The sequence below is a fragment of the Microbacterium oleivorans NBRC 103075 genome (genome assembly GCF_001552475.1).
GTDB classification, from domain to species: domain Bacteria; phylum Actinomycetota; class Actinomycetes; order Actinomycetales; family Microbacteriaceae; genus Microbacterium; species Microbacterium oleivorans.
Genome location: NZ_BCRG01000004.1, coordinates 92,311 through 116,108, shown reverse-complemented (window position 1 = coordinate 116,108; position 23,798 = coordinate 92,311). Strand labels below are relative to the sequence as shown.

Sequence of the window (23,798 nt, the reverse complement as noted above, 5' to 3'; positions counted from 1 at the left end):
CGAGCTCCTTCGGGTCAGCGGGACTGTTCGGGGGTGCGGGTGCGGGGCACGACGACCATCGGCACCGGGATCTCGCTGAGGAGCTTCGCAGCGACGGAACCGAGGAAGAGGCGTCGCGGCTGCGCGAGGCGGCTCGACCCGACGAGGATCAGCTCGCCCGGCAGCCAGTCGAGGTTCGCGACGGCATCCTCGATGCTGTCGCCCTTCGCGGTCACGATCTCGGCGCGGACCCCGTCGGGGATGGCCGCGAGAACGTCGGTGAGCACCTTGTCGGCGTGGGCGGCTCCGGCCAGGCGGATGACCCCCGTGTCGACGGAGGCGGGAAGGTCCACCGTCACGAGCGAGACCAGGCGCAGCGAGGCGCCGGTCGCCGCGGCGAGCGCGGCGGCCTCGTCGAGGAGCACGTCAGCTCCGGCACGCGTCCCGACGGCAACCGTGAGGCGCGGGACCCCGGCATCCGTCACCCGCTTGCGGGCACCACGCGGAACGAGGATCACGGGGACGTCGGACGAGTGCAGCAGCTGGCTCGTCGTCGATCCGAGGCGGTGCCGTCCGCGGGCGCCCCCGTCGGCGGCGCCCACGACGAGGTGCGAGGCAGCGAACTCGTCGGCGGCGTCGACGAGGCCCTCGGCGAACGACTCGGCGTACCGGGCGTGCTCACGGTGGACGACGCCCGCCTGCACATCGGCAGCGGCCTCGGCGAGCCAGGTCTCCGCCTGGCCGAGCAAGTACCGGTCGTACGACGCGTCGGGCGGGGTGATGACGCTCCGCCCCTCGGCCGGGAGCACGAGGACGATGTCGAGTTCGGCTCCGGATGCCGCGGCCAGCCCGGCGGCGACCGCCACCGCGTCGCGGCCCGACTTCGTCGCCGTGTAGCCGACGACGATGCGCCCGCTCATACCCGACCGTCTTCCAGGATGTTGCGTGCCGCGAGGCGACCCATCCGGATCGCACCGTCGACGTGCTGGTAGCCGGCGCCGGCGATGTCGCTGCACGCGAAGTGGATCGGACCGACGGGGGTGCGGAGGTCCGCCCCGTAACGGTGGAGGCCGCCCATGTCGAAGCTCGCGGCGTAGGCGCCGCGCGTCCACTCCTCGGTGCCCCAGTCGCTCTCGTAGTAGACGACCGTGTCCTTCGCCTCGGGGCCGTAGTAGTGCGACAGCGACTCGAGGATGGCGTCCTTGCGCTCCGCTTCGCTGAGTCGGAACATGTCGTCGGCGTTCTGCCCCGCGACGAAGCCGACGAGCGTGCCGCGCGGGTCGTCGTGGTTCGTGTTGTCGTACGCCTCATGGCAGATCTCATAGGGGCTGAATGCGGTGCCCGAGAGTCCGTTGTCGCGCCAGAACGGCGTCTCGTAGACCGCGTGCACCTTGATGACGAAGCCCATCGAGATGTGCTGGTGCATCTGATGCTGCAGGCGGGGCATCGGTGGGACGAACGAGATCCGGTTGTACAGCACAGGGGCGACGGCGAGGATGGCGCTCCGGGCGCGGACGGTCAACCCCTCCGCGTGCGCCGTGACACCGGCATCCGACCATTCGAGGGTCTGCACCGGACGGTTCAGGAAGACGTCGTCGCCGAGGCGCTCGGCGAGGAGGACGGGCACCTGCTGGAGTCCGCCGACGACGCGCTTGTCGAGGATGAAGTCGGCGTCGACGAGGTTCGAGTAGCTTCCGGCGCTCGCGGCCATCAGCAGCGACTGCAGCAGCGAGAACGCGTGGGTCGGCTTCGTGAGCATCGCGGAACCGGTTGCGAAGGCGAGGTTGCGGACAGCCTCGTCGTCCTCGGTCTGCTGGCGGAGCCACGCGTCCCACGTGACGGTGTCCCACTCCTCGGCCTTCGGGTGAGCGTAGGGACGATCGGGGTCGATCTCGGCGACCATCGCATCGAGGCGGTGGGTGATCTCGTCGATCACCCGCTCGGTCTCGGGGCGGACGGGGAACATCTCGCCCGTGAAGCGCGAGACGGCGCCGTCGGGTCCGACGTAGACGCTGTCGCCCTCGCGGTACCGGCTGAAGGTCTCGAGGCCGAGTTCGGCGACGGTGTCGATGAGCGCGTCCTGGTCGGGCGAGACCCACTGCCCGCCCAGTTCGAGCATCGCGCCGTCGATCACGTCGGTCCAGAGCCTTCCGCCGACGCGCTCGCGGGCTTCGAGGACGGCGACGGAGAGACCGGCCTTGCGCAATTCGTTCGCGGCGGTGAGTCCGGCCGCGCCGGCTCCGACGATGACGACGTCACGGGTGATCTCAGTCATTTACTGCTCCTTCATTGGAGGGATGCCGGTCGGCGGACGCGTGGTCGGGCCGACGGCGGAGGTTGCGCCGCACAAGCGGCCAGAACACGAGGAGGACGGCGGTGGCGATGAGGCTCGTCCACACCTGCGAGCGTCCCGACTCCGAGGTCAGCATCACGACCACCACGGCGGCGATCGCCGCGATGAGGAGGATGTTGAGCCACGGGTGGAACCACACCTTGAGCTTCAGCCTCGACACCTCCTCGGGCGTCATCTTCTGCCGCAGTCGCATCTGCGTGAGGGCGATGAAGACGTAGACGAAGAGGGCGACGAGGCCGGCCGAATTCATGATGAAGTCGAAGATGCCCGACGCCGGCGCGAGGAAGTTGACGAGCGTCGCGACGAGCCCGCCGATCGTCGAGGCGAGAAGCGCGACCACGGGAACCCCGGTCTTCGACCGCGCGGTCACGGCCTTCGGCGCGAAGCCCTTGTCTGCCAGTGCCGCGAACATTCGCGATGCCGAATACAGGCCGGAGTTGAGCACGGAGAGCACGGCGGTGAAGATCACCAGCTGCATGATGACATCGGCTCCGGGGATGCCGAACTTTGCCAGAGCGATCGTGAACGGCGCATTCGCGACGTCGGTCGGCACCGGCAGCTCGTCCCAGGGAACGACTGTCACGATGACGAGGACCGAGCCGACGAAGAAGAGCAGGATGCGCCAGATGATCGTGCTGGTGGCCTGGCGGATGCCTTTCGCCGGATCGACCGACTCGGCCGCTGCCATGACGGCGATCTCTGTTCCGAAGTAGGAGAAGATCACGAGCGCGACGCCCGTGAAGGCGACACCGATCCCGTTGGGGGCGAAGCCGCCGTGCTCCCAGAGGTTGGGGACGGCGAACGTCGCGTTCGGCCAGAGGCCGAGGGCGAAGAGGACGCCGGCACCGAGGAACACGACGATGGCGAGCACCTTGATGCTCGCGAGCCAGAACTCGACCTCACCGAAGGTACGGACCGAGATCAGATTCGTGCCGACGAAGATCGCGATGAGGATGAGGGACCATGCCCACGACGGCACGGCGGGGAACCAGGTCTGCATGGTCTCGCCGCCGAGGACCGCCTCGTAGGCGAGCACGCCGACCCAGAAGTACCAGTACAGCCAGCCCACGAGGTAGGCCGCCCAGTCGCCGAGCCCGACCCGGGCGTACTCCATGAAGGAGCCGATCGCGGGACGGGAGGCCGCCATCTCGCCGAGCATGCGCATGGCGAAGAAGACGAGGAGACCGCCGACGAGGTAGGACAGGACTGCGGCCGGGCCGACCGTCCGGATGACGTTGCCGGAGCCGACGAACAGACTGGCGCCGATGATCCCGCCGAGCGTGATCATCGTCACATGGCGTGAACGGAGCTTGTTCGAGCGCGCCTTCGTGACCGCCCCGAGCCCCGCCGAGGTTTCGGGCGAGACGGGATTCGACCAGTTGTCCGCACCCGCCATGCTCAGACCGTCCCCAGTGCCTCTGCGAGCACGTCGAGGCCTTCCGCCAGCAGGTCGTCTCCGATCGACAGCGGGGGCAGGAAGCGGATGACGTTGCCGTAGGTGCCGCACGTGAGGACGATGACGCCCGCCGCGATGCACGCCTTCGCGACCGCACCGGTGAGCGCCGCATCGGGAGCTCCCGTCTCCGGATCGACGAATTCGGCGGCGATCATGGCGCCGCGACCGCGCACCTCGCCGATGCGGGGGTCGGATGCCGCGATTTCCCGCAGTCGCCCCGTCAGTAGGGTCTCGATCTCCTGAGCCCGCTCGATGAGGCCGTCGTTCTCGAACGCGTCCATCGCCGCGAGCGCTGCAGCGCAGGCGACGGGGTTGCCGCCGTACGTGCCGCCGAGGCCACCGGTGTGGGTCGCGTCCATGATGTCGGCGCGTCCCGTGACCGCGGCCAAGGGCATGCCCCCCGCGATGCCCTTGGCCGTGGTGATCAGGTCGGGGACGATCCCGAAGTGCTCGCTCGCGAACATCGCGCCGGTGCGGGCGAACCCGGACTGCACCTCGTCGGCGATGAAGACGACGTCGTTGGCGCGGCACCACTCGACGACTGCCGGGAGGAAGCCGTCGGCGGGGACGACGAAGCCGCCCTCGCCCTGGATGGGTTCGATGATGACGGCGGCCAGGTTGTCGGCACCGACCTGCTTCTCGATCATCGAGATGGCGCGGGCCGCGGCATCCTGACCGGAGAGGCCATCGCGGAACGGGTACGACGCGGGCACGCGGTAGACCTCGGCCGCGAAGGGTCCGAAACCACTCTTATAGGGCATCGACTTGGCCGTGAGGGCCATCGTGAGGTTGGTGCGGCCGTGGTAGGCGTGGTCGAAGGCGACGACGGCCTGCTTGCCCGTGAACTTGCGGGCGATCTTGACGGCGTTCTCGACGGCTTCGGCGCCCGAGTTGAACAGGGCGCTCTTCTTGGCGTGGTCGCCGGGGGTGAGCCGGTTGAGCGTCTCGGCCACCTCGACGTACGACTCGTACGGCGAGATCATGAAGCAGGTGTGGGTGAGCTGAGCGGCCTGCGCGGCGATCGCCTCGACGACCTTCGGGTGAGCGTTGCCCACCGTCGTGACGGCGATGCCGGACCCGAGGTCGATGAGCGAGTTGCCGTCGGCATCCACCACGACTCCGCCCCCGGCTGCGACCGCGGCGATCGGCACGGTGTGACCGACGCCTGCCGCGACGGCCTCCGCCTTGCGAGCGAGCAGTTCCTGCGAGCGCGGTCCGGGGATCGCAGTCTCGAGGCGGCGTTCCTGCGGAAGGGACGGTCCACCGAGGGGCGTGGTCACGGGTGCGATCGAGGTGCTCATGCCGCGAGCGTAGAGGCGCGGGGGCGTGCGGTCACTCGCCAAGACGTCTATTCTCAGCGGAGGACTGTACGGCGTGTACATTCGGGAGGGAGCGACGTGGTCGCACGGGATGCCGACCCCACCCTGCGGGCTCTGCTCAGCCGACGCGAACTGCAGCTGCGCCTCGCCGGCGACGAAGCCGAGCTGCCGCCGGGCGCACTCGACCGCGCCACTCGCTGGGTGCACAGCTCCGAGCTCGACGATCCGACGCCGTTCCTCGCCGACGACCTCGTGCTCCTCACGACCGGGACGCAGTTCCCGGCGGGAACGCGGTACCCCTTCGACGCCTACGTGAAGCGGCTCGTCGACCGCGGGGTCGCCGCGCTGGGCTTCGGTACCGAGGTGGTGCGCGACGGCATCCCGCCAGAGCTCGTCGCCGCCTGCCGCCGCGCGCATCTGCCGCTGTTCGAGGTGCCGTACAGCACCCCGTTCATCGCCGTCGCCCGCGCCAACGCAGAGGCCGTCGCCGCACAGGCCTATGCGCGACGCAGCTGGGCGCTGTCGGCCCAGCGCGCGATCGCGCTCGCGGCCCTCCGCCCCGACGGGCTGGATGCCACGATCGCCGAGCTCGCCCGCCAGCTCGACACCTGGGTGGGGATGTACGACGCGGCGGGAGAGCTCGTCCGCGAGCATCCCGCCGGCACCCTGTCGGCGGGCGCCACCGTCGTCCTCCGCGCCGAGGTCGAGGCTGTGCTCCGCAGGGGCGCCCGCGCGGGATCGTCGCTCCGCTCCGACACCGACGCCTTCACATTGCAGACCCTCGGCCGCGGCGGCGACCTCCGGGGTGTCGTCGCCATCGCTGCCGGCGAGCTCGACCAGGCCGGCCGCGACGTCGTGACCGCCGTCATCGCAATGGCGGGTCTTGCGCTGGAGCAGCACCAGCGACTCTCGCGCGCCCGCACGGCGCTCCGCTCGGGCATGGTCCGCTCGCTCCTCACCGGCGACCCGTCGCTGGCCCGGCAGATCTCGCGCGACGTGTGGGGTCCGTTGCCGCCCGCGCCGATCGTCGTCGCGGTGGCGGATGCCCGCGGCCCGCGTACGGGCGCGCTTCTCGACGTTCTCGAGCTCCGCGCCGACGAGCGCCACGGCGCCCTCGTGTACGGCACGCTCGACAACGATGTCGTGATCGTGGTCCCGGCATCCGCTGCGTCGACGCTGGACGAGATCCCCGTCCGTTTCTCGCTCCGGCTCGGAGTCTCGGAGCCGGCCGGCTACGCCGACGTCGCCCGCGCGCTCGGACAGGCCCGCGCGGCACGCGACCGCGCGACGGCCCCGGGGCTCTCGCGCTTCGCGGAGGTGCAGACCGGCGGCATCCTGTCGGCCTTGTCCTCCGGGGAGGCCGCGATGGTCGCCGCCGCACACCTCGCCCCGCTTCGCGCGCACGACCGGGAGACGGGCGGGCGCCTCGAGGAGACGCTCCGCGCATGGCTCGAGTCCGACGGCTCGAACGAGCGCGCCGCCGCCGCGCTCGGCGTGCACCGCCACACCGTGCGGACGCGCCTCGCCGCGGCGGAGAAAGCGCTCGGCACGGACCTCGGCTCGTTCTCCGCGCGCGCCGAGCTGTGGGCCGCGTTCCACCTCGAGTGAGCCGGGCGAGTTCACGGATGCAAGGGATCCGGGCGGACACGCCGCTCCGGCCGCGGCATCCCGGGTGCGTTGCGCAGGATCCCTTGCATCCGCGCGCGGCGCGGTCAGCCCAGGTCCACCGTCGCGCGGCCCGGCTCGAGGTCGATCGGCGCCGTGTGGAGTCCGCGGTAGATGTACTGCTCGTCCCACCCGTGGAACACGAGTACGTCGCCGTTCGGTGTCGCGACGACATCCTGACCACCGGGACCGCGGAAGGCCCCATCGCTCCCCGTGGTCGAGAGGACCGGCTCGCTCTGCTTCGTGTACGGACCCGTGAGCGTCCGAGCCCACGCCACGCCGACGGCGTAGGAGTCCCCGCCGTAGTCGTTCGCTGAATAGAGGAGTGCGTACCCGCCATCCCGGGCGACGAGGGTCGGCGCTTCGACGAGTGCGCCCTCCCAGGGTTGGTCCTGCGTGAGCAACTCGACGGGCTCACTCTGCAGTGACAGCCCGTCCCCCGACAGTGGCGCGATCATGAGACGGGTGTCCAGGGCGCAGCAGTTTCCATCGGTCTTCCACAGCAGGTAGCGCCCGCCGTCCTCGTCGTCGAAGGTCGCCGCATCGATGGCACCGCCCGCGTCGACGGGACAGACGAGCGGTTCGTCCGATGCGGGGGTGAACGGATCGTCGAGCGACGCCGACGTCGCGACTCCGATGCACTGTCGGCCGGATGCCGTGTGTTCCGCCGTCACATACATCACGAACCCTTCGCCCAGGGGCGCCACCTCCGGCGCCCACGTGCGACCCGGTGACGCCCACGCGGGCAGGGTAGGGAGGGCGTCACGCCTGTCTACCGTCCAGTTCGCGAGGTCCGGCGAGGTGGCGACACGGATGTTCAGGCCGTGGCTACCGGTCGCGAAGGCCGTGTAGCCGGCATCCGTCGACACGATGTCGGGGTCGGGAAAGTCCTCGTCGAGGACGAAACCCGACGCGGATGCCGGGCCCTCCGAGGACGGCGACGGCGCGACCTCTCCCCCGCCGCATCCGCTCAACGCGAGTGCAGCGACAAGGGCGGTGACGACGGTCACCGGCGCGCGCCTCATCCCTTGACCGCCGCTCCGGCCACCGAGTCCACGATCTGCCGTTGCGCGAACGCGAAGAGGATGAGGACGGGGATGGAGGCGATCGCGGCTCCCGCCATGACGATGCCGAAGTGGGTGCGGAAGGCCCCCTGGAGCATCGCGAGACCCGGCTGCAGCGTCATGTTCTCCGGGGAGAGGAGGACGTACACGGGCCAGAGGAAATCGTTCCAGTTCCCGAGGAAGGACAGCACGGCGAGGGTCGCGAGCGCGGGCCGTGCCAACGGAAGGGCGACCTGGAAGAAAATGCGGAAGTCGCCTGCGCCGTCGATCCGGGCCGCTTCTTCGATCTCCGGCGGGATGCCGAGGAAGAACTGCCGCAGGAAGAAGACCCCGAACGCGCTGGCCGCCCCGGGCACGGTGATCGCGAGAATCGTGTCCAGCCAACCGAAGTTCTCGACAAGCAGGTAATTCGGGATCAAGAACACCACCGGCGGCACGAGCAGTGTCGCGATGATCAAGCCGAAGACGATGTTCCTGCCCGCGAACTCCAGACGAGCGAGCGCATAGGCGGCCATCGATGCGGTGACCAGGATCAGCACCGTCTGCAGCGTCGCCGCCGCGAAGCTGTTCCACAGCCAGAGGAAGATCGGCTGCTGGCCGCTGAGCAGCAGCGTGCCGTAGGCCTCCAGCGACGGCGGATCGGGAAGCCCGTAAGGGTTCCGCACGGCATCCGCGTCGGTCTTCACCGACGTGAGGAGCATCCAGATGAGTGGGAAGATCACGACGAGGGTGAGCGCACCGAGGACGGCATAGGCGGTGATGTCTCCCGCTCGGCGCGGAGAACGACGGCGTGCCGGAGGGGTGGCCGTGTGGTCGGGGCGGACGGCGGTGTCGGTCATGAGACGGCTTTCTCGCTGCGCTCGCGCTGCAGCCGGAAGTTGACGACGCTGATGATCGCGAGGAAGGCGAAGAGGACGTAACTCATCGCGGAGGCGGGCGCCATGTTGTTCTGCGACAGGCCCTGATCGGCGATGTACATGATGGCGGTGCGCGTCTCGTTGCCCGGGCCCCCGTTGGTGAGCAGGAACGACTGCCCGAACATGTTCGCCGACGCGAGGATGGTCGTCGTCGTGATGAAGATCATCACCGGACGCAGTCCCGGCAGCGTGACGCTGAAGAACGTCCGTGCCGCTCCCGCGCCGTCGAGGGCGGCCGCCTCGTACAGGTCGGTGTTGATGCCCTTGAGGCCGGCCAGGAAGATCACCGTGTTGAGCCCGGCGGTCCACCAGACGGTGACGCCGACGAGCGAGACCCACACCCACGGGGTGTCGACGACCCAGGGAGTATCGCTCGGAAGTCCGAAGAGCCCGAGCAGATGATTCAGGATGCCGGACTGCGTGTCGAAGACGTAGCTCCAGATGACCCCGACGATCGCGACGCCGAGGACGTAGGGAGCGAAGAAGACGGTGCGGAAGAACGTCGCGCCGCGGAGCTTGCGGTTCAGCAGGACGGCGATCAAGAGGGGCACGACCACCAGGAACGGGACACTGAGGAGCACGAACAGCCCCGTCGCCCGCATCGCATTCCAGAAGTCGGCCGACGTCGTCGATCCCGCCGTGAACAGGTCGAGGTAGTTCTTCAGACCGACGAAGTCCTGGCTGTCACGGAACGGCGACCAGTTGGTGAGGCTGATCCACACGCCGAACACGGCCGGCACGATGACGAACGTGACGAACAGGGCCAGGAACGGCGCGAGGAACAGGTAGGCGATGAGGGTCCGCTGCCGGCGCGCGGGACGCCGGGCACGGCCGCCCGGCCGACCGACGATGCGGTCGGCCGGGACGGCCGTCGTGGCGGCGAGATCAATCGCCATACTTCTGCTGGTTCTGCGTGATGATCGCGTCTGCCTTCGCCTTGGCGTCGTCGAGGGCTGCCTGCGGCGTCTTCTTGCCGGTCAGCGCCTCGTTGATCGCCGTCGTGATGAGGGCGTTCGCTTCGTTGATGCCGGGCGAAACGGTCTCGTAGTGCGCGTAGTCCAGCTGCTCCATGAACGGCTCGAGGTTGGGGTACTTCTCCAGGATCGCCGGGTCCTCGCGGACGGTGTTCGCCGCGGGGAGCTCGCCCGTCTCGGCCCAGCCGGCGGAGTTGTCGTTCATCCACTTGACGAAGGTGGCAGCGGCGGACGTCTCATCCGCGTTCTGTCCCTTGTTCGCGGGGAAGACCCAGTGCGTCGAGCTCGACCAGACGGCCTTCTCGTCGCCGATCTGGGGCACGGGAGCTGCGGCCCAGTCGAGATCGCCGAAGGCGGTGTTGGTCGTCTGCCAGACGCCGTTCCAGTTGAACGCTGTGTCGCCGGCGAGGAGCGCCTTGATGTTGCCGTCCTGCGCGACGTTCTTCGGGCTGTAGCCCTTGTCCACCATGTCGGTCATCCAGGTGAGCGCCTCGACCCCGGCATCCGAGTTGAACGTCGCCTCGGTGACGTCGTCGTTGTACAAGTCGCCACCGAACTGCCAGAGCAGGCTTTGGAACTCGAACGTCCCCGTGAAGACGTATCCGTCGACCCACTCCCCCTGCACACCGGCGCCCTTGAGCGCCTCGAGTGCGGCGAGGTAGCCCTCGCGGTCGGTGGGGATCTCGGTGAGTCCGGCCTTCGCCATGACGCCCTTGTTCGCGAAGAGGCCGAGCGGCGTGACGCTCCACGGCACCGCGTACTGCGCGTCGCGGAAGTCGCCCATCTCGAAGACATCGGGCGGGAAGTCGCCCTCGCCGTAACCGAGGCCGTCGATGATCTCGTCTGCGGGCTGGAGCAGGTTCTGCGCGGCGTAGGTGGCGAGGTCGTCACCGTGGAGCACTGCGACGTCGGGCCCCTTGCCGGCCTTGACCGCGAGCGGCATCTTCGAGGCGATGTCAGCCCACTCCTGGGGGACGTTCTTGACCTTGATGTTGTCGTGCTCGGCGTTGAACTGGTCGATGAGTTTCGGAACGATCGTCGGCGCCGCGCCGCCGGTCCAGCCGTGCCAGAACGTCACCTCGACGGCGGGGCCGTCGTAGTCCTCGCCCGATACGCCTTCACTGGTGGAACCTGACGCGCCGCAGGCGCTCAGGGTGACAGCCAATGCTGCCGCCGCGCCGATACCGATGCCGCGCGATAGTCGCGTAGTCATGTGATTGCTCTCCTTTGAGTACTTCCGCCCGTCACCGAGCGCGCTGTGTGGGTGCGAACTTACAGCGCTAGAAATTTGCTGTCAACGGGGTACGTAGCGAGGCGCCGGAATGCAGAGGTCGGGCGCTGTACTGTTGCCCGCGAGCCGTCGAAGGGAGCCCCATGCGAGGACCGCGCTTGCAGGACGTGGCCGAACGGGCCGGCGTGTCGATGAAGACCGTCTCGAACGTCGTCCGCGACTACCCGCACGTCTCCGCGGCAATGCGTGAACGCGTCCAGCGCGCGATCGACGAACTCGGCTACCGACCCAACGTCGTCGCACGACGCCTCGCGACCGGCCGCACCGGCTTCATCGCGGTCGCGTTCGCGGACGTGGCGATCCCCTACTTCGGCGAGCTCGCGCACGTCGCGTCGCGTCGTGCGCAGGACTTCGATTACCGAGTACTCCTCGAGGAGACCGACGACACACTCGAGGGCGAGCGCGCGCTGATCGCCAGCTCCGAGGCGGGACTGGTCGACGGGATGCTGTTCCAGCCCTCCAAGATGAGCTCGTCCGAGATCGCGCAGCATCGATCACAGATCCCGATCGTCCTGCTCGGCGAGATGCCTGCGCCGCTGACGATGGACCACGTCATGATCGACAACGTGGCCGCGGCCCGCGAGATCACCACGCATCTGCTGGATTCCGGCCGGCGCAGGATCGGTTTCGTCGGGCACGAGACGACGGCGCTGAGCGAGACCTCGCGTCAGCGCATCCTGGGTTATCAGGAGGCACTTGCTGCAGCGGGTCTGCGCGCCGACCCGAGGATGCTGGTCGCGACCAGTTCGATCGACGCCACTGACACGGCAGCGTCGGTGCGCGAGGCCCTGGCGGACGGGTGGGAGGTCGATGCCGTCGTCTGCCGCGACGACCTCGCGGCGATGGGCACTCTGCGCGCACTCCACGAACGAGGCATCCGGGTCCCGGAGGACGTGGCCGTCACGGGATGGGACGACACGAGGCTCAGCGCGGTGACCTTCCCCAGCCTGACCAGCGTCAGCCCCGACGTCGACGCACTCTTCACGCGCGCCATGGGCCTGCTTCTCGAGCGGATCGCGGGGTACGACGGGGTCGGGCGACACGAGATCGCACCGCACCGGATCGTCGTTCGCGAAAGCGCCCCCGCCGCCACGGACGACTGAGATCAGCTCGATCGGGTTTTCCCGGTTTACAGCGCTGCAGGGCATGAGGCATGCTGGACGCCATGATCGACGACGACCACACCGCCGTGCGCGCCAGCACGCAAGACGGCACCTACCCCCGGCCCCAACTCCTCCGGTCGGCCTGGACGGACCTCTGCGGCACCTGGTCGTTCGCGTACGACGATGCGGACGAGGGCATCGCCTCAGGGTGGTCGTCAGCCGGTGTCTCGGAACGCGACATCGTCGTCCCCTTCCCTCCTGAGTCGTCGGCCTCCGGCGTCGGCGACACCGGGATGCACCGCGTCGTCTGGTACTCGCGAGACCTCACCACCGCGGACCTCGCCGGTGCCGGCCACGCTGCGGGCCGTCGCCTCCTGCTGAACTTCGGCGCTGTCGACTACCGCTGCGACGTGTGGGTCGACGGGCAGCTCGCCGGATCGCACGAGGGCGGCCACACACCGTTCGCGTTGGACATCACCGGCTCGGCGCGCGAAGGTGCTCGGATCGTCGTGCGTGCGGAGGACGACCCGCTCGACATCTCGCAGCCCCGCGGAAAACAGGACTGGCGGGAGCACCCGCACGCCATCTGGTACCACCGCACGACGGGGATCTGGCAGCCGGTCTGGCTCGAGAGCGTCCCCGCCGTCCACATCACCGCGCTCAGGTGGACCGCGGATCCCCGCGCCGGCATCGTGACCGCTGACATCGAGTTGTCGGTGCGTCCGACTACCGGCACGGAGGCGACGATCTCCGTGTCCTTCGACGGTCGCGAGCTCGCGGCGGTCAGCGCCGTCGCCACCGACCGCGAGACGACCGTCGTCATCCCGATCGCCGAACTCCGCAACGGTCAGTCCTACGAGGAACTCCTCTGGTCGCCGGAGAATCCGCGGCTGCTCGACGCAGAGGTGCGGGTGGGTGACGACGTCGTGTACTCGTACCTCGGCATCCGCACCGCCCATGTCGCCCGAGGACGGTTCTGGCTGAATGACCGGCCGTACTACGTACGGTCCGTCCTCAATCAGGGCTACTGGCCCGAATCTCACCTCGCGGCTCCGTCCGCGGAAGCGCTCCGCGACGAGGCCGAGCTGATCAGATCACTCGGCTTCAACGCGACACGCGTTCACCAGAAGTTCGAGGACCCGCGCTTCCTCCTGGCCGCCGATCAGCTCGGCCTGCTCGTCTGGGGCGAGGCGCCCGGCACCTACACCTTCACCCCGACCGCCATCGAGCGGACGACGCGGGAATGGCTCGAGGTGGTCCGCCGCGACATGTCGCACCCCTCGATCGTGACGTGGGTACCGCTCAACGAGAGCTGGGGCGTGCAGCACATCGCTGCCGACCCGCGCATGCAGCACTTCGCCCGCTCGCTCGTCTCGCTCACGAAGGCCCTCGATCCCACACGACCCGTCGTCTCGAACGACGGGTGGGAGCAGGTCGACACCGACATCGTCGCGATCCATGACTACGAGTGGCGTCCGGACGTCGTCCGGCAGCGGTACGCGACGGATGCCGACATCCGCCGTCTCATCGACTCGGTCGGCCCCGCCGGTCGGGCACTGATCCTCAGCGGCGACGTCTCGCAGGCGCCCGTCATGCTCACGGAGTTCGGCGGCATCTCGTTCGACACGTCGGCGGCCGACGGCGCGTGGGGGTATTCCTCCGCGACCTCACCCGACGACTTCGCGGAGCGCTTCGAGGGGCTGATGGCCGCCGTCCACGCTAGCGAGGCTCTCGCCGGCTTCTGCTACACGCAGCTGGCCGACACGCTGCAGGAGACGAACGGCCTCGTCACGGACGAGCGGACCCCGAAGATCCCGGTCGACCGCATCCGCGCGGCGATCGTCGGACACCACGCGAACTGACGACGGGCCGGTGGCGGATGCAAGGGATCTCGGCCGACACCCCGAGATCCCGGCCCGGCGCACGGCGCGCCGCGCGCGATCCCTTGCATCCGCAAGCAGCGAGCCGCGACAGCAGAGCGGGTGCCGCGGCCCGCGGCTTCGGCCGAGCGGATGCCGCGGCCCGCGGCTTCGGCCGCACACCACGCCGCCCCCAACGGCAACGGGCCGAGAAACGGGGGATCCCGCCTCTCGGCCCGGCTCGCGTTCAGGGCCCAATATGAGCCGTGCGGTCAGTCGCGCGAGTGGCGCGGCTTCCGCTCGGGACGGTCGTCGTAGGAACGCTTCGGGCGGTCGTCGAAGGAGCGCTGCGGGCGCTCGCCACCGGGACGGCCACGGTCGGGACGGATCTCGATCAGCTGACCCGAGATGCGGGTGCCGCTCAGACGGTCGAGGACCGAGGAGTCCATCGACGTCGGCAGCTCGACGAGCGAGAAGTCGGGCCGGATCGTGATGGCACCGAAGTCATCGCGGCCGAGGCCGCCCTCGTTCGCCAGCGCGCCGACGATCTGACGCGGCTCGACCCGGTGACGACGGCCCACGGCGATGCGGTAGGTCGTGAAGTCACCCTTGCCGCGACGCTCGCGCGGAGCGTCCGAGCGCTCGCGCGCCGGACGGTCCTTGCTGCGGTTGCCACGGTCGGCGTCGGCGGCCAGGGTCTTGGCCAGCTGGTCGGATGCCGGGTCGAGAAGCAGCGGCGTCTCGCCCTGCGCGACGACGGCGAGAGCTGCGGCGACGTCCTGCTCGGGCACGTCGTGATTGCGCACGTAGTGAGCGATCACGTCACGGAAGCCCGAGATGCGGTCGGTTTCGGCGAGCGCCGCGGTGATCGCGTCGTCGAAGCGAGCGAGGCGCGTCGAGTTGATGTCCTCGGTCGTCGGCAGGTGCATCTGTGTGGGAGCCTGACGCGTCGCGCGCTCGATGTGCGCGAGCAGATAGCGCTCGCGCGGCGTGACGAAGCTGATCGCGTCACCCTTGCGGCCGGCACGACCGGTGCGGCCGATGCGGTGCACGTACGACTCGGTGTCGGTCGGGATGTCGAAGTTCACGACGTGGCTGATGCGCTCCACGTCGAGACCGCGCGCGGCGACGTCAGTCGCGACGAGGATGTCGAGCTTGCCGTCCTTGAGCTGCGAGATCGAACGCTCACGCTGCGGCTGCGGGATATCGCCGTTGATCGGCGCGGCGCTGAACCCGCGGGCGCGGAGCTTCTCGGCGAGAGTCTCTGTCTCGTTCTTCGTGCGGACGAAGATGATCATCCCGTCGAAGTCTTCGACCTCGAGGATGCGGGTGAGGGCGTCGACCTTCTGCTGGTACGACACGATCAGGTACCGCTGCGTGATGTTCGTGTTCGTCGAGGTCTTGGTCTTGACCGTGATCTCCTCCGGGTCGCGCAGGTACTGCTGCGCGAGGCGGCGGATCGAGGGCGGCATCGTCGCGGAGAACAGGGCGACCTGCTTCTCGGCGGGCGTCTTCGCGAGGATCTGCTCGACGTCCTCGGCGAAGCCCATCTTCAGCATCTCGTCGGCCTCGTCGAGGACGAGGTTCTTGAGCTGCGAGAGGTCGAGGGTGCCCTTCTCGAGGTGGTCCATGATGCGACCGGGGGTCCCGACGACGATGTGCACGCCGCGGCGAAGGGCCGACAGCTGCACGCCGTAGCCCTGGCCTCCGTAGACGGGGAGGACGTGGACGCCCTTCATGCGGGCGGCATAGGACTCGAACGCCTCGCACACCTGGAGCGCGAGCTCACGGGTGGGGGCGAGCACGAGGGCCTGCGGAGTCTTCTGGCTCAGGTCCAGGTTCTCCATGATGGGAAGGGCGAAGGCGGCGGTCTTGCCGGTACCGGTCTGCGCCATGCCGACGACATCGCGGCCGCCGAGGAGGACGGGGATCGTCGCGGCCTGGATCGCGGAGGGCGTCTCGTAGCCGAGGTCCTTGATGGCGGCGAGCACGGGACCGGTGAGGCCCAGCTCGTCGAAGCCGGGAAGGGCGGGGGTCTCTGCGGTTTCAGTAGGGGTCTGGGGGTCACTCACCTATCCACCGTAGTGGAGTGGGCTGGGAAGCACCCGGTCCGCTCACCCGGCGGCGCTGCGATAGCGGCGTGGTTTGCCCTCGCCGAGGTCGATGAGCCGCTCGTGCCGCGTCACCGCGACGGGCTGATTCAGGAGGGCGCGGAGGGTGCGGTCGACTGCCCCGGCATCCCCACCGACGATCTCGGCGGCGACGCTGCCGTCCACGGCCTGGACGATGCTCCACCCCCGTGCGCCGTGCGTCTGCAACTGCTGCGTCAGATCGACGCACGGCACTCGGCGCCCGTCTGAGCCGAGGAAGACCGTGTTCTCACGGCCTTCGAGGTCGGCGATCCCGATACCGCCGTCGGCGAGCCGCACGAGACGACCGACGTCGCCCGTTCGGTATCGAACGAGCGGGAGGAGCGGGTTCTCTCCCGCCGTCACGGTGATCTCGCCCCGTTCGCCCTCCGGCAGCACTTCCCCGGCAGAGTCGAGGATCTCGACGTGCACCCGCCGATCGAGCACGCGGAACGGGCCGTCGTCGGTGCGGACGGCGATCTGACGCGTTTCGTGCAGACCGTAGACGTCGAAGACGGGGCATCCGAACGCGTCCTCGAGGTCGGCACGGAGGGGCCCTGACAGCGACATCGCGCTGGAGAAGAGGGCGAGCGGACGGACCGCCCCGCGGAGGTCGGGGCTCAGCAGTTCGGCGAGGCTGGTCGGGTGCCCCGAGATGACCTGGGGGTCGGCATCCCGCAGAAAGTCGGTGCGGTCCGACGGCGTCCGCCACACCCCCGTGTCGAGGTTGAGCCGTGCCATGGCGCGGTGCGCGAAGCCGCTGACGAGCGAGACGTACGTGAACGCCTGACGCTGGAAGACGACGGATGCCACGGCGAACCGCTCCCCGTCGGGAACCCAATCGATCCCCTGCGCCCGGACGAGCGACACCATCAGGTGGAAGCCGCGGGCGACCTCTTCGACATCGTCGGGGATGAGGAGCGCCGCTCCCGTCGACCCGGAGCTCGTGCCGTGCAGCATCCGATCGAGGTCCGCGTCGAGCGGGACGAACGACGCGAGATCGTCGACGAGGTGCTGGCGCGTGATCGGCGGGAAGTCGGCGAGCGACACCAGGCCGTCACGTCCCCGGTAGGCGAGCAGGTTCCGGGCGGTCGTGAGGTGCTCCTCGAGCCAGCCGTTCGTCGACAGCGGCATCCGCGTGCGCTCGACCATCTCAGCCGTGAGCCGGTCGCCGGTCGCGTGCACCCAGTCGGGAGCGAAAGGATGCCGTCTCCACCGGTCGAGCCGCGCGGCACCGGCGGCATCCATCGTCGGCCAGCGCTCGGCGTCCGTCAGGACCGCCGCCGAACCCGGGGCGTACTCGGCGAGGGTGAGGCCGTCGTCGGGGTCACTCACTCGAATACCTCGCCGCGGCCTCCTTCGCACGGGCCTCGGCGAGGCGGCGGGCGATCTCGTCGCGATGCCGGTGCGCGGCGTAGGCCTGCGCGAGCGCGGCGTTTCGGCGGAGCGAGTCACGGGCGTCGAGCAGGCTGCGGGCGGTGTCGACGTCCTCTTCGGCGGGCCGCATCCCCGCCCAGAGGAGGAACGTGCGGACGGCCTCCTCCCGACGCTCGTCGTCGGACAGCCACTCCCACGGGTCGACGACGGGCGCGAGCCGGAGCGCGAGGGCGTCGATCGCGCGCCCGACACCCGCTGCTGCGGCGATCGACGGGGTGAACGGCTCGACGAGGTCTTCGCTCGCCACGAGCCACAGGCCGACGGCGGCACCGCGCCGGACCCTGTCATCGGACTCGTGGTCGAGAGAGAGGAGGCGCTGGCGGACGACGTCGCCGGCGAGCGCGGCGACGGAGACGCGCGGATCGAGGAACGAGCGCGGCACGCTCGCCATCCGCGCCGCAACGGCGGCGAGCGCCGGGCCGGGGACGGTCGCCTGCCAGGCGTGACCCTCGGGGGGAGCGGATGCCGACCACGCCGACAGCAGTGCTTCGGATTCAGCCATGCAGGACCTCCGCCAGTCGAGCGCACGCGGCGGGCGCCTCATCCATCGTCTTCACGTGCAGGACGTCGTATCCCGCGGCGGCAGCCTGGGCGTCGACATGGTCGGAGCGCACCGAGAGCAGGAGCGTCGCGGTCGTCAGCAGCGGACGGACCCGCGCCGCCACACCGGCGAACGCATCGTTGCCGTCTCCGAACATCGACACCAGGCCGTCGTCCGACAGGACGAGGAGGTGCCGTCGCTCGTCGGGGAGCGGCGGGCGGAGGTCGGCGTAGCGCCGCTCGAGAAGGTCGAGCGGGAACGTCGTCCCGCCGCCGAAGTAGCAGGCGAGATCGCGCACGACACCGGGGACGGTGCGCTGGAAGTCCTCGGAGCCGGCGACCTGGCCCGCTCCCGAGAAGCTCGTGACCCGCACTCGACCACCGCCTCGCAGCACCGACAGCGCCACGATCATTCCGGCGAGCACGGCGGACGACCCTCGCTCCGGGCGCGGCATCGACCCGGACGAGTCGATGAAGACGTCGAGCGTGATGCTGGCCTCGCGGGGTATCGGTTCGTCAGGCAAAAAAGAGCGTCGACGCGTCGTGACCCCGGGGAGAACCGTTGCACCGGCCTGCAGGGTCGCCGGCCAATCGAGGTCGGCGAGGTCGTCGCCCGCCTCCCACAGCTCCAGCGGGCCGGGCAGGTCGGGCGCGGGGACCGCGGGCATCAGCTGCGTCAACGGACGCACCCAGGGCGCCGCCTCGGCGCGGTACCACGCGGCGATGACCTCGTCGGGGTCGCTCGCGCCGTAGAGAGCGAGCGTGTGGGCGAGCCCCAGAGCCTGGCCGCGACCCTCGCCGCTGCCGGTCGCGGGTGCGGCCGCCCCGGGCCCGCTCGAGCTGGGATGCGCGGGGACCACTTCGTGGAGCCTTCGGTCAGAGAGGATGCGGCCGAGCTCCTCCGCGCTCGCGGGCGCGTCGTCGGCGGCGCAGCCCGCTCCGTTGCCGCTCTGCGGGCGAGCGGATCGTTGCCGCTCGACGAGGTACGGGGCCGTCAGCACGCCGAACCGCAGTGCCCCGAGCACCGGGTCGCCCGCGAACGCGCGCACGACCGCGGCGATCTGGTCGGCATCCACTTCTGGTCGGGTCGTGATGACGCCCGCGAGTTCCGCGGCGATGCGTTCGCGCTCCCGGCGCGCATCGCGCAAGGCCCGCTCCTTCTCGCGGTGCTTCTCGGGGATGCTGTCGAGCGGTGGCTCCGACTCGGCCCCGCGGGCCGCCGGCGGAGCAGGCGGGGGCGGACTGGTCGGGCAGAGGCGTCCGGCGGGAAGACCCCAGATCAGTTCGAAGGTGCGCAGGTACACCCACCAGAGGCGATCCGCGCTCTCGGGCGCAGGCAGCGTCGCCTGCACGAGACGCACGATCCCGACCGGCTCCGCGTCACCCCGGCGCCGCTGCAGCAGAGCGACGCGGGCGTTGACGAGCAGATCGGTCCAGAGGTTCGACAGCAGACCGAGGTCGTCGCTCGAAACCGGGTCCGCGCCGGCCGCGGCGAGCGTGCGAGCGAGCTGATGCCGGATCTTCAGCGCATCGATCCGGGTCGCCGGTGCCAGGACGTGATGACCGATCTCGTGCGCGAACATGCTCTCGGCCTCGCGCTCCACGCCCCAGGTGCGGAGCATCTGCGGGTCGACGGTCACCGATGGCGGGAACGAGAACCAGGCGGCGGTGCCCTTCGCCGCCCCTTCGCCGGGAGCGAGGCGCACGTCGCGCAGGTGCACGCCCCAGAGTTCGAGCGCGCTCTCCCACGCGTGCCGCGTCTCACCCTCGAGCGGCGTCGTCGCCACAGCGCTCACGCGGCATCCCTCACGTGGACCCACGCCAGGTAGGAGTCCGGGAAGCAGATGACGGATGCCGCTCCCCCGGGTCCCGCCTCGGGAGGCTCGTCGAGCGGGCGGATCCGCGCCCCCCACACGTCGGCGTCGAGCCGCCACCACTCGTCACCCGTCCGGATGCCGAAGGCCCCCGGATCGGCGAGCGCGACCGACTCCGCCGGTGGCGCCACCCACACGCCGCCGAGGCCGACGAATCCGCCGACGGCGCAGACGTACCCGCGGGATGCCGCCCGCCCCGGCCACCAGAACCGATCCCCGCGCTGCGCCTCGAGGAACGCGTCGAGGTCCGCTCGATCCAGCCCGAGCGCGGCGGCAGCGGCATCCGGATGCGTCTGCGACAGGCCGTCGAGGCGACGGAGGGCGTCGTCGCGGAAGGCGAGGGCACCCGCCCGCCACGCGGCGATGCCGGCGAGGGCGACGGCGTCCGCCTCGGGAGCCTCCGCGACTCCCGCGGCGAACGACGCCGCGAACACGCGTGGGTCGCCGCCCGCCGCGGCGACGTTGCGGCCGGCGAGGTCGAGATCCATTCCCTCGACGCGCGGCGGCGACGCGGGCGCGGCCGGCGCAGCGGCGAGGTGCCCGGGTCGTGTGATCACGCGCGTCGCTCCGCCCACCGCACGTAGGCGGTGTAGCGCTGGTGGAGGTATTTGAGCGTCACGAGGTCATCGAAGTCGCGCCCGTAGAGCTTGCCCGTCGCCGCGATCGCGCGGATCCGCGCCTCGACCTCGGTGAGGCGGCGTGAGGCGTCGACGGCACTGACACCGTCGAGACCGCGGTCGAGGTCGGCGAGCATCGCGTGGACCGGGTCCTCCTGGCCCCGGCCGAGGGCCTCGAACTGGCGGCAGGATTCGGCGAACATGTCGCTGAGCCAGCTGGACACGTCGGTCGCGAGCTCCCGCTCGGCTCCCACGTCGAACCGCGGATGCGTCGGATTGGGCAGCAGCTTGCCGCGGAGGACGAACGGCAGGATCGCGGCGACGTCGGCGATCTCGACCGCCGCCCGGCCACGGAACCACGCCATCGCCTTGGCGTAGAGGATGAGCGTCTGCAGCGCCCGCACCGACAGACCGTTCGTCGTCTGGGCGCCGAGGTCGGCGGTGAGGTCGGCTCCGGAGTTGGACTCGATGACCTCGGGTACGCGTCCGCCCGCCGTCGTCACGGTGTCCTTCGTCCGGTACTCGAACCGGCGCCCGCCGCCCTGGACGAACTCGAAGTGACTGAAGAAGAACTCGAGGCGGCGACGCACGGCATCCGGAACAGGCACGGCTCTGACCGCAGCCCGCATCCGCGTCTGCTCGTCGCCGTCGAAGATGAGTTCCTCCGGAACGTGCTCCTCGGGCTTGTCCCCTGCCTCGACGCGGGCGACGAGCTCATCGAAGAACCGGCTGTTGAACCCCGCGGCAGGAACGGTCACGTCCATGCGATCGCGAAGCGCCTGGATGACGGGGAACGTGCCGCCGCCCGCGTCGTCGTTCGCAGTGAAGAACCAGCTCTCCACGCCTGACGCGGGGGCGGTCCGACGCATCTGGTCGTGGCTTTCGACGTACCCCTCGGCGACCATCGTCAGGAGCGCGGACTGCGTCTTCGTGGGGATGCGGTTGTACTCGTCGACGATCTTCACCGGCCGGGTGAGCCAGTCCCGCCATGCGATCCCGATCTCGGCCAGCGACTCCGCCTGCACGAGGTCACGGGGCAGCGGGATGCCGACGAGGTCGCTGATCGTGAGCTGCGGCTGACCCTGCTGCACGCCGCGGCGGACGTCGTGCGCGGGGGAACCGGCGAGCACCCCCATGAGGACCGCGACGGTCGTCTTGCCGCGACCAGGACCGCCGATGAGCAGGCACTTGCCGCCGACGACGAACGTCAGGAGCGGAAGCAGGATGTTCGAGGAGAACGACGGCTGCGTGGGGAGGGTGATCTCCGCCCCGGCATCCCCCACCCCGAAGGTCAGCGGGTCGCCGTCGGAGAACTCGATGTCGTAGTACGGCGAGATGACCGCGCGGTTGACGATCCAGTAGTACGCCCGACGGGCCTTCTCGTCCAGCGCGGGAGCCTCGGCACGACCGGGGGCGCGGAAGAGGTCATCCGCGGTGAGCGGTGCGACACCGGCATCCGCTGCGCTCGTCGTGGGTGATTCCGAGAGCTTGTGCCAGCGGTCCGCCATCGCGCCAGCCTAACGGGGTGCGTCGCCGCCCCGGCCACCGCGCAGGGCCTCCTGCTCGGCGAGCGGACGCCCTTCGAGCGGAGCCGCGAACGACGTCGCGCGCGCCGTCGCGTCGCGGACGGCGGGAAGCGCCGCGGCGACCCGCTCGGCGACCGAGCCGCGCACTTCCAGCCACGGCACCGGCTGCTCGGCGAGCACCTCGCGGAAGCGGCGCTGCATCGCGTGGCGGATGTGCTCGCCGTCGCGCATGCCGTCCTGTACGAACGGGATCTCGTCGCCGGTCAGCACGTACAGCGCCGGCCGGTGGCCGTCCGCCCGACGACGGATGCCGGGGGCCGGAGACCCCACGTATCGCTCGTGCCACAGCGCGGTGGCGAGCACGTCGGTGTCGCAGACGAGCACCGGCGTCGGGACGCGGCGGAGGGCGGCATCCTCCATCGCGATCTGCCGGTCGACGACCAGATCGAACTCGTCGCTGCGCCACGGGGCGTCGAGGCCGCCGACGCGGATCTCGGAGTACTCGCGCCCGTACTCCGGCACCCACATCGTGCCCAGCTCGGCGGCGAGCGCCGCAGCCAGGGTCGTGGACCCCGTGGACTCGGCGCCGAGCACGACGACGCGCGCCGCGAGCGAGGCGCGCGCGGCGGGGGCGAGCTCGTGCCAGTGCGCGGCGACGTCGGCGCGGATCGCCGTCCCGGAGACGGGGTTGTGCCGCCGACCCGGGTCGACCTGCACCCACGTCGCACCGAGGCGACGAGCGAGTTCCTGGCCGTAGGGGTCCGAGGTGAAGACCGCGTCCGCGGGTGCGTCGAGGAGCCCGGCGATGGTCGCGGTGTGCGCGTCCCACGCGGTCTCGGATGCGAAGTCCACGGGGGTGTCGTCGAGCAGGTCGACGACCCGCGCCGTCGGGTGCTCCTCACGGATCCACGCGGCCCTCTCCGCGAGCGGGATCGATTCGACCGAGGCGGCGATCACCTCGACGGTCACCCGCTCGCACTGCCGGACGGCGGAGCGGATGAGGTGGGCGTGACCGGCGTGGAGGGGGTAGAACTTTCCCACCACGACGCCGTGCCGGAACCGCGTGTCAGACACGCGTGGCCGCAACCTCGTCAGGAGCCGACGTCCGCTCGACGCGCCGCCAGCCGATGTACCCGCCGACGCAGAGCCCGATGAACAGGACGTAGAGCGCCGCGACGATCCACAGGCCCGTCACGATCGAGAGCGCCACGAACGCGATGTCGACCCCGATCCAGACGAACCAGTTCTCGATCCACTTGCGGTTGAGCATGTACTGGGCGACGAGGCTCGCCGCGGTGGTCGCGGCATCCGCCAACGCCACCTGCGAGTCGGTGAACGTCGCGAGGAACCACGCGAGCACGGCCGTGCCGCCGATCCCGGTGAGCACGAGCCACGGGATGACGCGGCGCGGCGTCCGGGCGATGTAGCCCTTGTCCTGCTCGACGCCGCGGGCCCAGCGGACCCAGCCGTGGACGCCCAGCACGAGGTAGACGACCTGCAGCGCCGCCGCGGCGTACAGCCCCGCTGGCACGAAGACGACGAGGAAGACGATGTTGTTGGCGATGCCGAGCGGATACGTCCAGATGTTCCGGCGAGCGGCGAGGAGCACGCAGGCGGCTCCCGTCGCGAATCCGACGATCTGCATCCACTCAGCCAGGATCCACTCGAGCACACGACGAGCCTAGGTGCGTCACG

19 protein-coding genes are annotated in these 23,798 nt (G+C 70.2%); 3 read left to right on the top strand and 16 right to left on the bottom strand.

All coding sequences use genetic code 11. The features are described 5' to 3' along the window. Nucleotides 1-14: 14 nt before the first annotated feature. From MO1_RS06340 to gabT, 4 genes are read right to left on the bottom strand one after another with little or no spacing between them, the layout of a single operon-like run. Nucleotides 15-899, bottom strand: coding sequence for a universal stress protein (locus MO1_RS06340; protein WP_060915548.1), 885 nt, complete (start codon nucleotides 897-899; stop codon nucleotides 15-17). Further along, complete coding sequence (locus MO1_RS06335) at nucleotides 896-2,254, bottom strand: flavin monoamine oxidase family protein (protein WP_036310046.1); 1,359 nt, start codon at nucleotides 2,252-2,254, stop codon at nucleotides 896-898. Before MO1_RS06335 ends, MO1_RS06340 begins: the two co-directional genes overlap by 4 nt. Continuing rightward, a complete protein-coding gene (locus MO1_RS06330; RefSeq protein WP_036310048.1) occupies nucleotides 2,247-3,728 on the bottom strand; it encodes an amino acid permease in 1,482 nt (493 codons plus the stop codon). Before MO1_RS06330 ends, MO1_RS06335 begins: the two co-directional genes overlap by 8 nt. 2 nt (nucleotides 3,729-3,730) lie before the next feature. Beyond that, nucleotides 3,731-5,089: a 4-aminobutyrate--2-oxoglutarate transaminase gene (gene gabT, locus MO1_RS06325; RefSeq protein WP_174520555.1), complete on the bottom strand. Its 1,359-nt coding sequence runs from the start codon at nucleotides 5,087-5,089 to the stop codon at nucleotides 3,731-3,733. A 96-nt stretch (nucleotides 5,090-5,185) separates the two neighbouring features. Here gabT and MO1_RS06320 point away from each other — a divergent pair, with 96 nt between their 5' ends. Next, the gene (locus MO1_RS06320) at nucleotides 5,186-6,715 is read left to right on the top strand and encodes a PucR family transcriptional regulator (RefSeq protein WP_060915547.1); all 1,530 of its coding nucleotides are present in this window, start codon (nucleotides 5,186-5,188) and stop codon (nucleotides 6,713-6,715) included. 104 nt (nucleotides 6,716-6,819) lie between these two features. On the opposite strand, the gene MO1_RS06315 is transcribed toward MO1_RS06320, so the two are convergent. The 4 genes from MO1_RS06315 to MO1_RS06300 are packed head-to-tail and all read right to left on the bottom strand — an operon-like array spanning nucleotide 6,820 to nucleotide 10,940. Further along, nucleotides 6,820-7,782: a glycoside hydrolase family 43 protein gene (locus tag MO1_RS06315; RefSeq protein WP_255209234.1), complete on the bottom strand. Its 963-nt coding sequence runs from the start codon at nucleotides 7,780-7,782 to the stop codon at nucleotides 6,820-6,822. Nucleotides 7,783-7,793: 11 nt separating this feature from the next. Continuing rightward, a complete protein-coding gene (locus tag MO1_RS06310; protein WP_036310053.1) occupies nucleotides 7,794-8,675 on the bottom strand; it encodes a carbohydrate ABC transporter permease in 882 nt (293 codons plus the stop codon). Next, nucleotides 8,672-9,649 carry a carbohydrate ABC transporter permease gene (locus MO1_RS06305; protein ID WP_036310055.1) on the bottom strand — a complete coding sequence of 326 codons (978 nt, stop codon included), beginning with the start codon at nucleotides 9,647-9,649 and terminating at the stop codon, nucleotides 8,672-8,674. Before MO1_RS06305 ends, MO1_RS06310 begins: the two co-directional genes overlap by 4 nt. Beyond that, complete coding sequence (locus MO1_RS06300; RefSeq protein WP_036310056.1) at nucleotides 9,639-10,940, bottom strand: ABC transporter substrate-binding protein; 1,302 nt, start codon at nucleotides 10,938-10,940, stop codon at nucleotides 9,639-9,641. The genes MO1_RS06305 and MO1_RS06300 overlap by 11 nt, the downstream gene beginning before the upstream one ends. A gap of 161 nt (nucleotides 10,941-11,101) precedes the next feature. On the opposite strand from MO1_RS06300, the gene MO1_RS06295 reads away from it, so the two are divergent. Both MO1_RS06295 and MO1_RS06290 read left to right on the top strand, forming a co-directional pair. Beyond that, nucleotides 11,102-12,121: a LacI family DNA-binding transcriptional regulator gene (locus MO1_RS06295; RefSeq protein ID WP_076708962.1), complete on the top strand. Its 1,020-nt coding sequence runs from the start codon at nucleotides 11,102-11,104 to the stop codon at nucleotides 12,119-12,121. Between the two features lie 50 nt (nucleotides 12,122-12,171). Then, the gene (locus tag MO1_RS06290) at nucleotides 12,172-13,983 is read left to right on the top strand and encodes a glycoside hydrolase family 2 protein (protein ID WP_174520554.1); all 1,812 of its coding nucleotides are present in this window, start codon (nucleotides 12,172-12,174) and stop codon (nucleotides 13,981-13,983) included. Nucleotides 13,984-14,252: 269 nt separating this feature from the next. On the opposite strand, the gene MO1_RS06285 is transcribed toward MO1_RS06290, so the two are convergent. From MO1_RS06285 to pnuC, 8 genes are read right to left on the bottom strand one after another with little or no spacing between them, the layout of a single operon-like run. Beyond that, entirely contained in the window at nucleotides 14,253-16,052 is a 1,800-nt protein-coding gene (locus tag MO1_RS06285; RefSeq protein WP_036310058.1) for a DEAD/DEAH box helicase, read from the bottom strand. A gap of 42 nt (nucleotides 16,053-16,094) precedes the next feature. Further along, the gene (locus MO1_RS06280; protein WP_060915545.1) at nucleotides 16,095-17,444 is read right to left on the bottom strand and encodes a phenylacetate--CoA ligase family protein; all 1,350 of its coding nucleotides are present in this window, start codon (nucleotides 17,442-17,444) and stop codon (nucleotides 16,095-16,097) included. Then, nucleotides 17,437-18,048: a hypothetical protein gene (locus MO1_RS06275; protein ID WP_036310062.1), complete on the bottom strand. Its 612-nt coding sequence runs from the start codon at nucleotides 18,046-18,048 to the stop codon at nucleotides 17,437-17,439. The genes MO1_RS06280 and MO1_RS06275 overlap by 8 nt, the downstream gene beginning before the upstream one ends. Beyond that, nucleotides 18,041-19,882 carry a vWA domain-containing protein gene (locus MO1_RS06270; RefSeq protein WP_060915544.1) on the bottom strand — a complete coding sequence of 614 codons (1,842 nt, stop codon included), beginning with the start codon at nucleotides 19,880-19,882 and terminating at the stop codon, nucleotides 18,041-18,043. The genes MO1_RS06275 and MO1_RS06270 overlap by 8 nt, the downstream gene beginning before the upstream one ends. Continuing rightward, complete coding sequence (locus tag MO1_RS06265; RefSeq protein WP_060915623.1) at nucleotides 19,879-20,517, bottom strand: hypothetical protein; 639 nt, start codon at nucleotides 20,515-20,517, stop codon at nucleotides 19,879-19,881. The genes MO1_RS06270 and MO1_RS06265 overlap by 4 nt, the downstream gene beginning before the upstream one ends. After that, nucleotides 20,514-22,085 (bottom strand): AAA family ATPase, encoded by a 1,572-nt coding sequence (locus MO1_RS06260; RefSeq protein WP_060915543.1) that lies wholly within the window; start codon nucleotides 22,083-22,085, stop codon nucleotides 20,514-20,516. Before MO1_RS06260 ends, MO1_RS06265 begins: the two co-directional genes overlap by 4 nt. A gap of 9 nt (nucleotides 22,086-22,094) precedes the next feature. Beyond that, nucleotides 22,095-23,177, bottom strand: coding sequence for an AAA family ATPase (locus MO1_RS06255; protein WP_060915542.1), 1,083 nt, complete (start codon nucleotides 23,175-23,177; stop codon nucleotides 22,095-22,097). Further along, nucleotides 23,170-23,775: a nicotinamide riboside transporter PnuC gene (gene pnuC, locus MO1_RS06250; protein ID WP_060915541.1), complete on the bottom strand. Its 606-nt coding sequence runs from the start codon at nucleotides 23,773-23,775 to the stop codon at nucleotides 23,170-23,172. Before pnuC ends, MO1_RS06255 begins: the two co-directional genes overlap by 8 nt. Nucleotides 23,776-23,798 lie beyond the last annotated feature (23 nt).

What these genes read in the sequence shown, in the direction of transcription:
- MO1_RS06335 (WP_036310046.1), bottom strand. Translation starts at nt 2,254, where the DNA reads ATGACTGAGATCACCCGTGACGTCGTCATCGTCGGAGCCGGCGCGGCC.
- MO1_RS06305 (WP_036310055.1), bottom strand. Translation starts at nt 9,649, where the DNA reads ATGGCGATTGATCTCGCCGCCACGACGGCCGTCCCGGCCGACCGCATC.
- MO1_RS06275 (WP_036310062.1), bottom strand. Translation starts at nt 18,048, where the DNA reads ATGGCTGAATCCGAAGCACTGCTGTCGGCGTGGTCGGCATCCGCTCCC.
- gabT (WP_174520555.1), bottom strand. Translation starts at nt 5,089, where the DNA reads ATGAGCACCTCGATCGCACCCGTGACCACGCCCCTCGGTGGACCGTCC.
- MO1_RS06330 (WP_036310048.1), bottom strand. Translation starts at nt 3,728, where the DNA reads ATGGCGGGTGCGGACAACTGGTCGAATCCCGTCTCGCCCGAAACCTCG.
- MO1_RS06290 (WP_174520554.1), top strand. Translation starts at nt 12,172, where the DNA reads ATGCTGGACGCCATGATCGACGACGACCACACCGCCGTGCGCGCCAGC.
- MO1_RS06340 (WP_060915548.1), bottom strand. Translation starts at nt 899, where the DNA reads ATGAGCGGGCGCATCGTCGTCGGCTACACGGCGACGAAGTCGGGCCGC.
- MO1_RS06295 (WP_076708962.1), top strand. Translation starts at nt 11,102, where the DNA reads ATGCGAGGACCGCGCTTGCAGGACGTGGCCGAACGGGCCGGCGTGTCG.
- MO1_RS06310 (WP_036310053.1), bottom strand. Translation starts at nt 8,675, where the DNA reads ATGACCGACACCGCCGTCCGCCCCGACCACACGGCCACCCCTCCGGCA.
- MO1_RS06260 (WP_060915543.1), bottom strand. Translation starts at nt 22,085, where the DNA reads ATGGCGGACCGCTGGCACAAGCTCTCGGAATCACCCACGACGAGCGCA.
- MO1_RS06300 (WP_036310056.1), bottom strand. Translation starts at nt 10,940, where the DNA reads ATGACTACGCGACTATCGCGCGGCATCGGTATCGGCGCGGCGGCAGCA.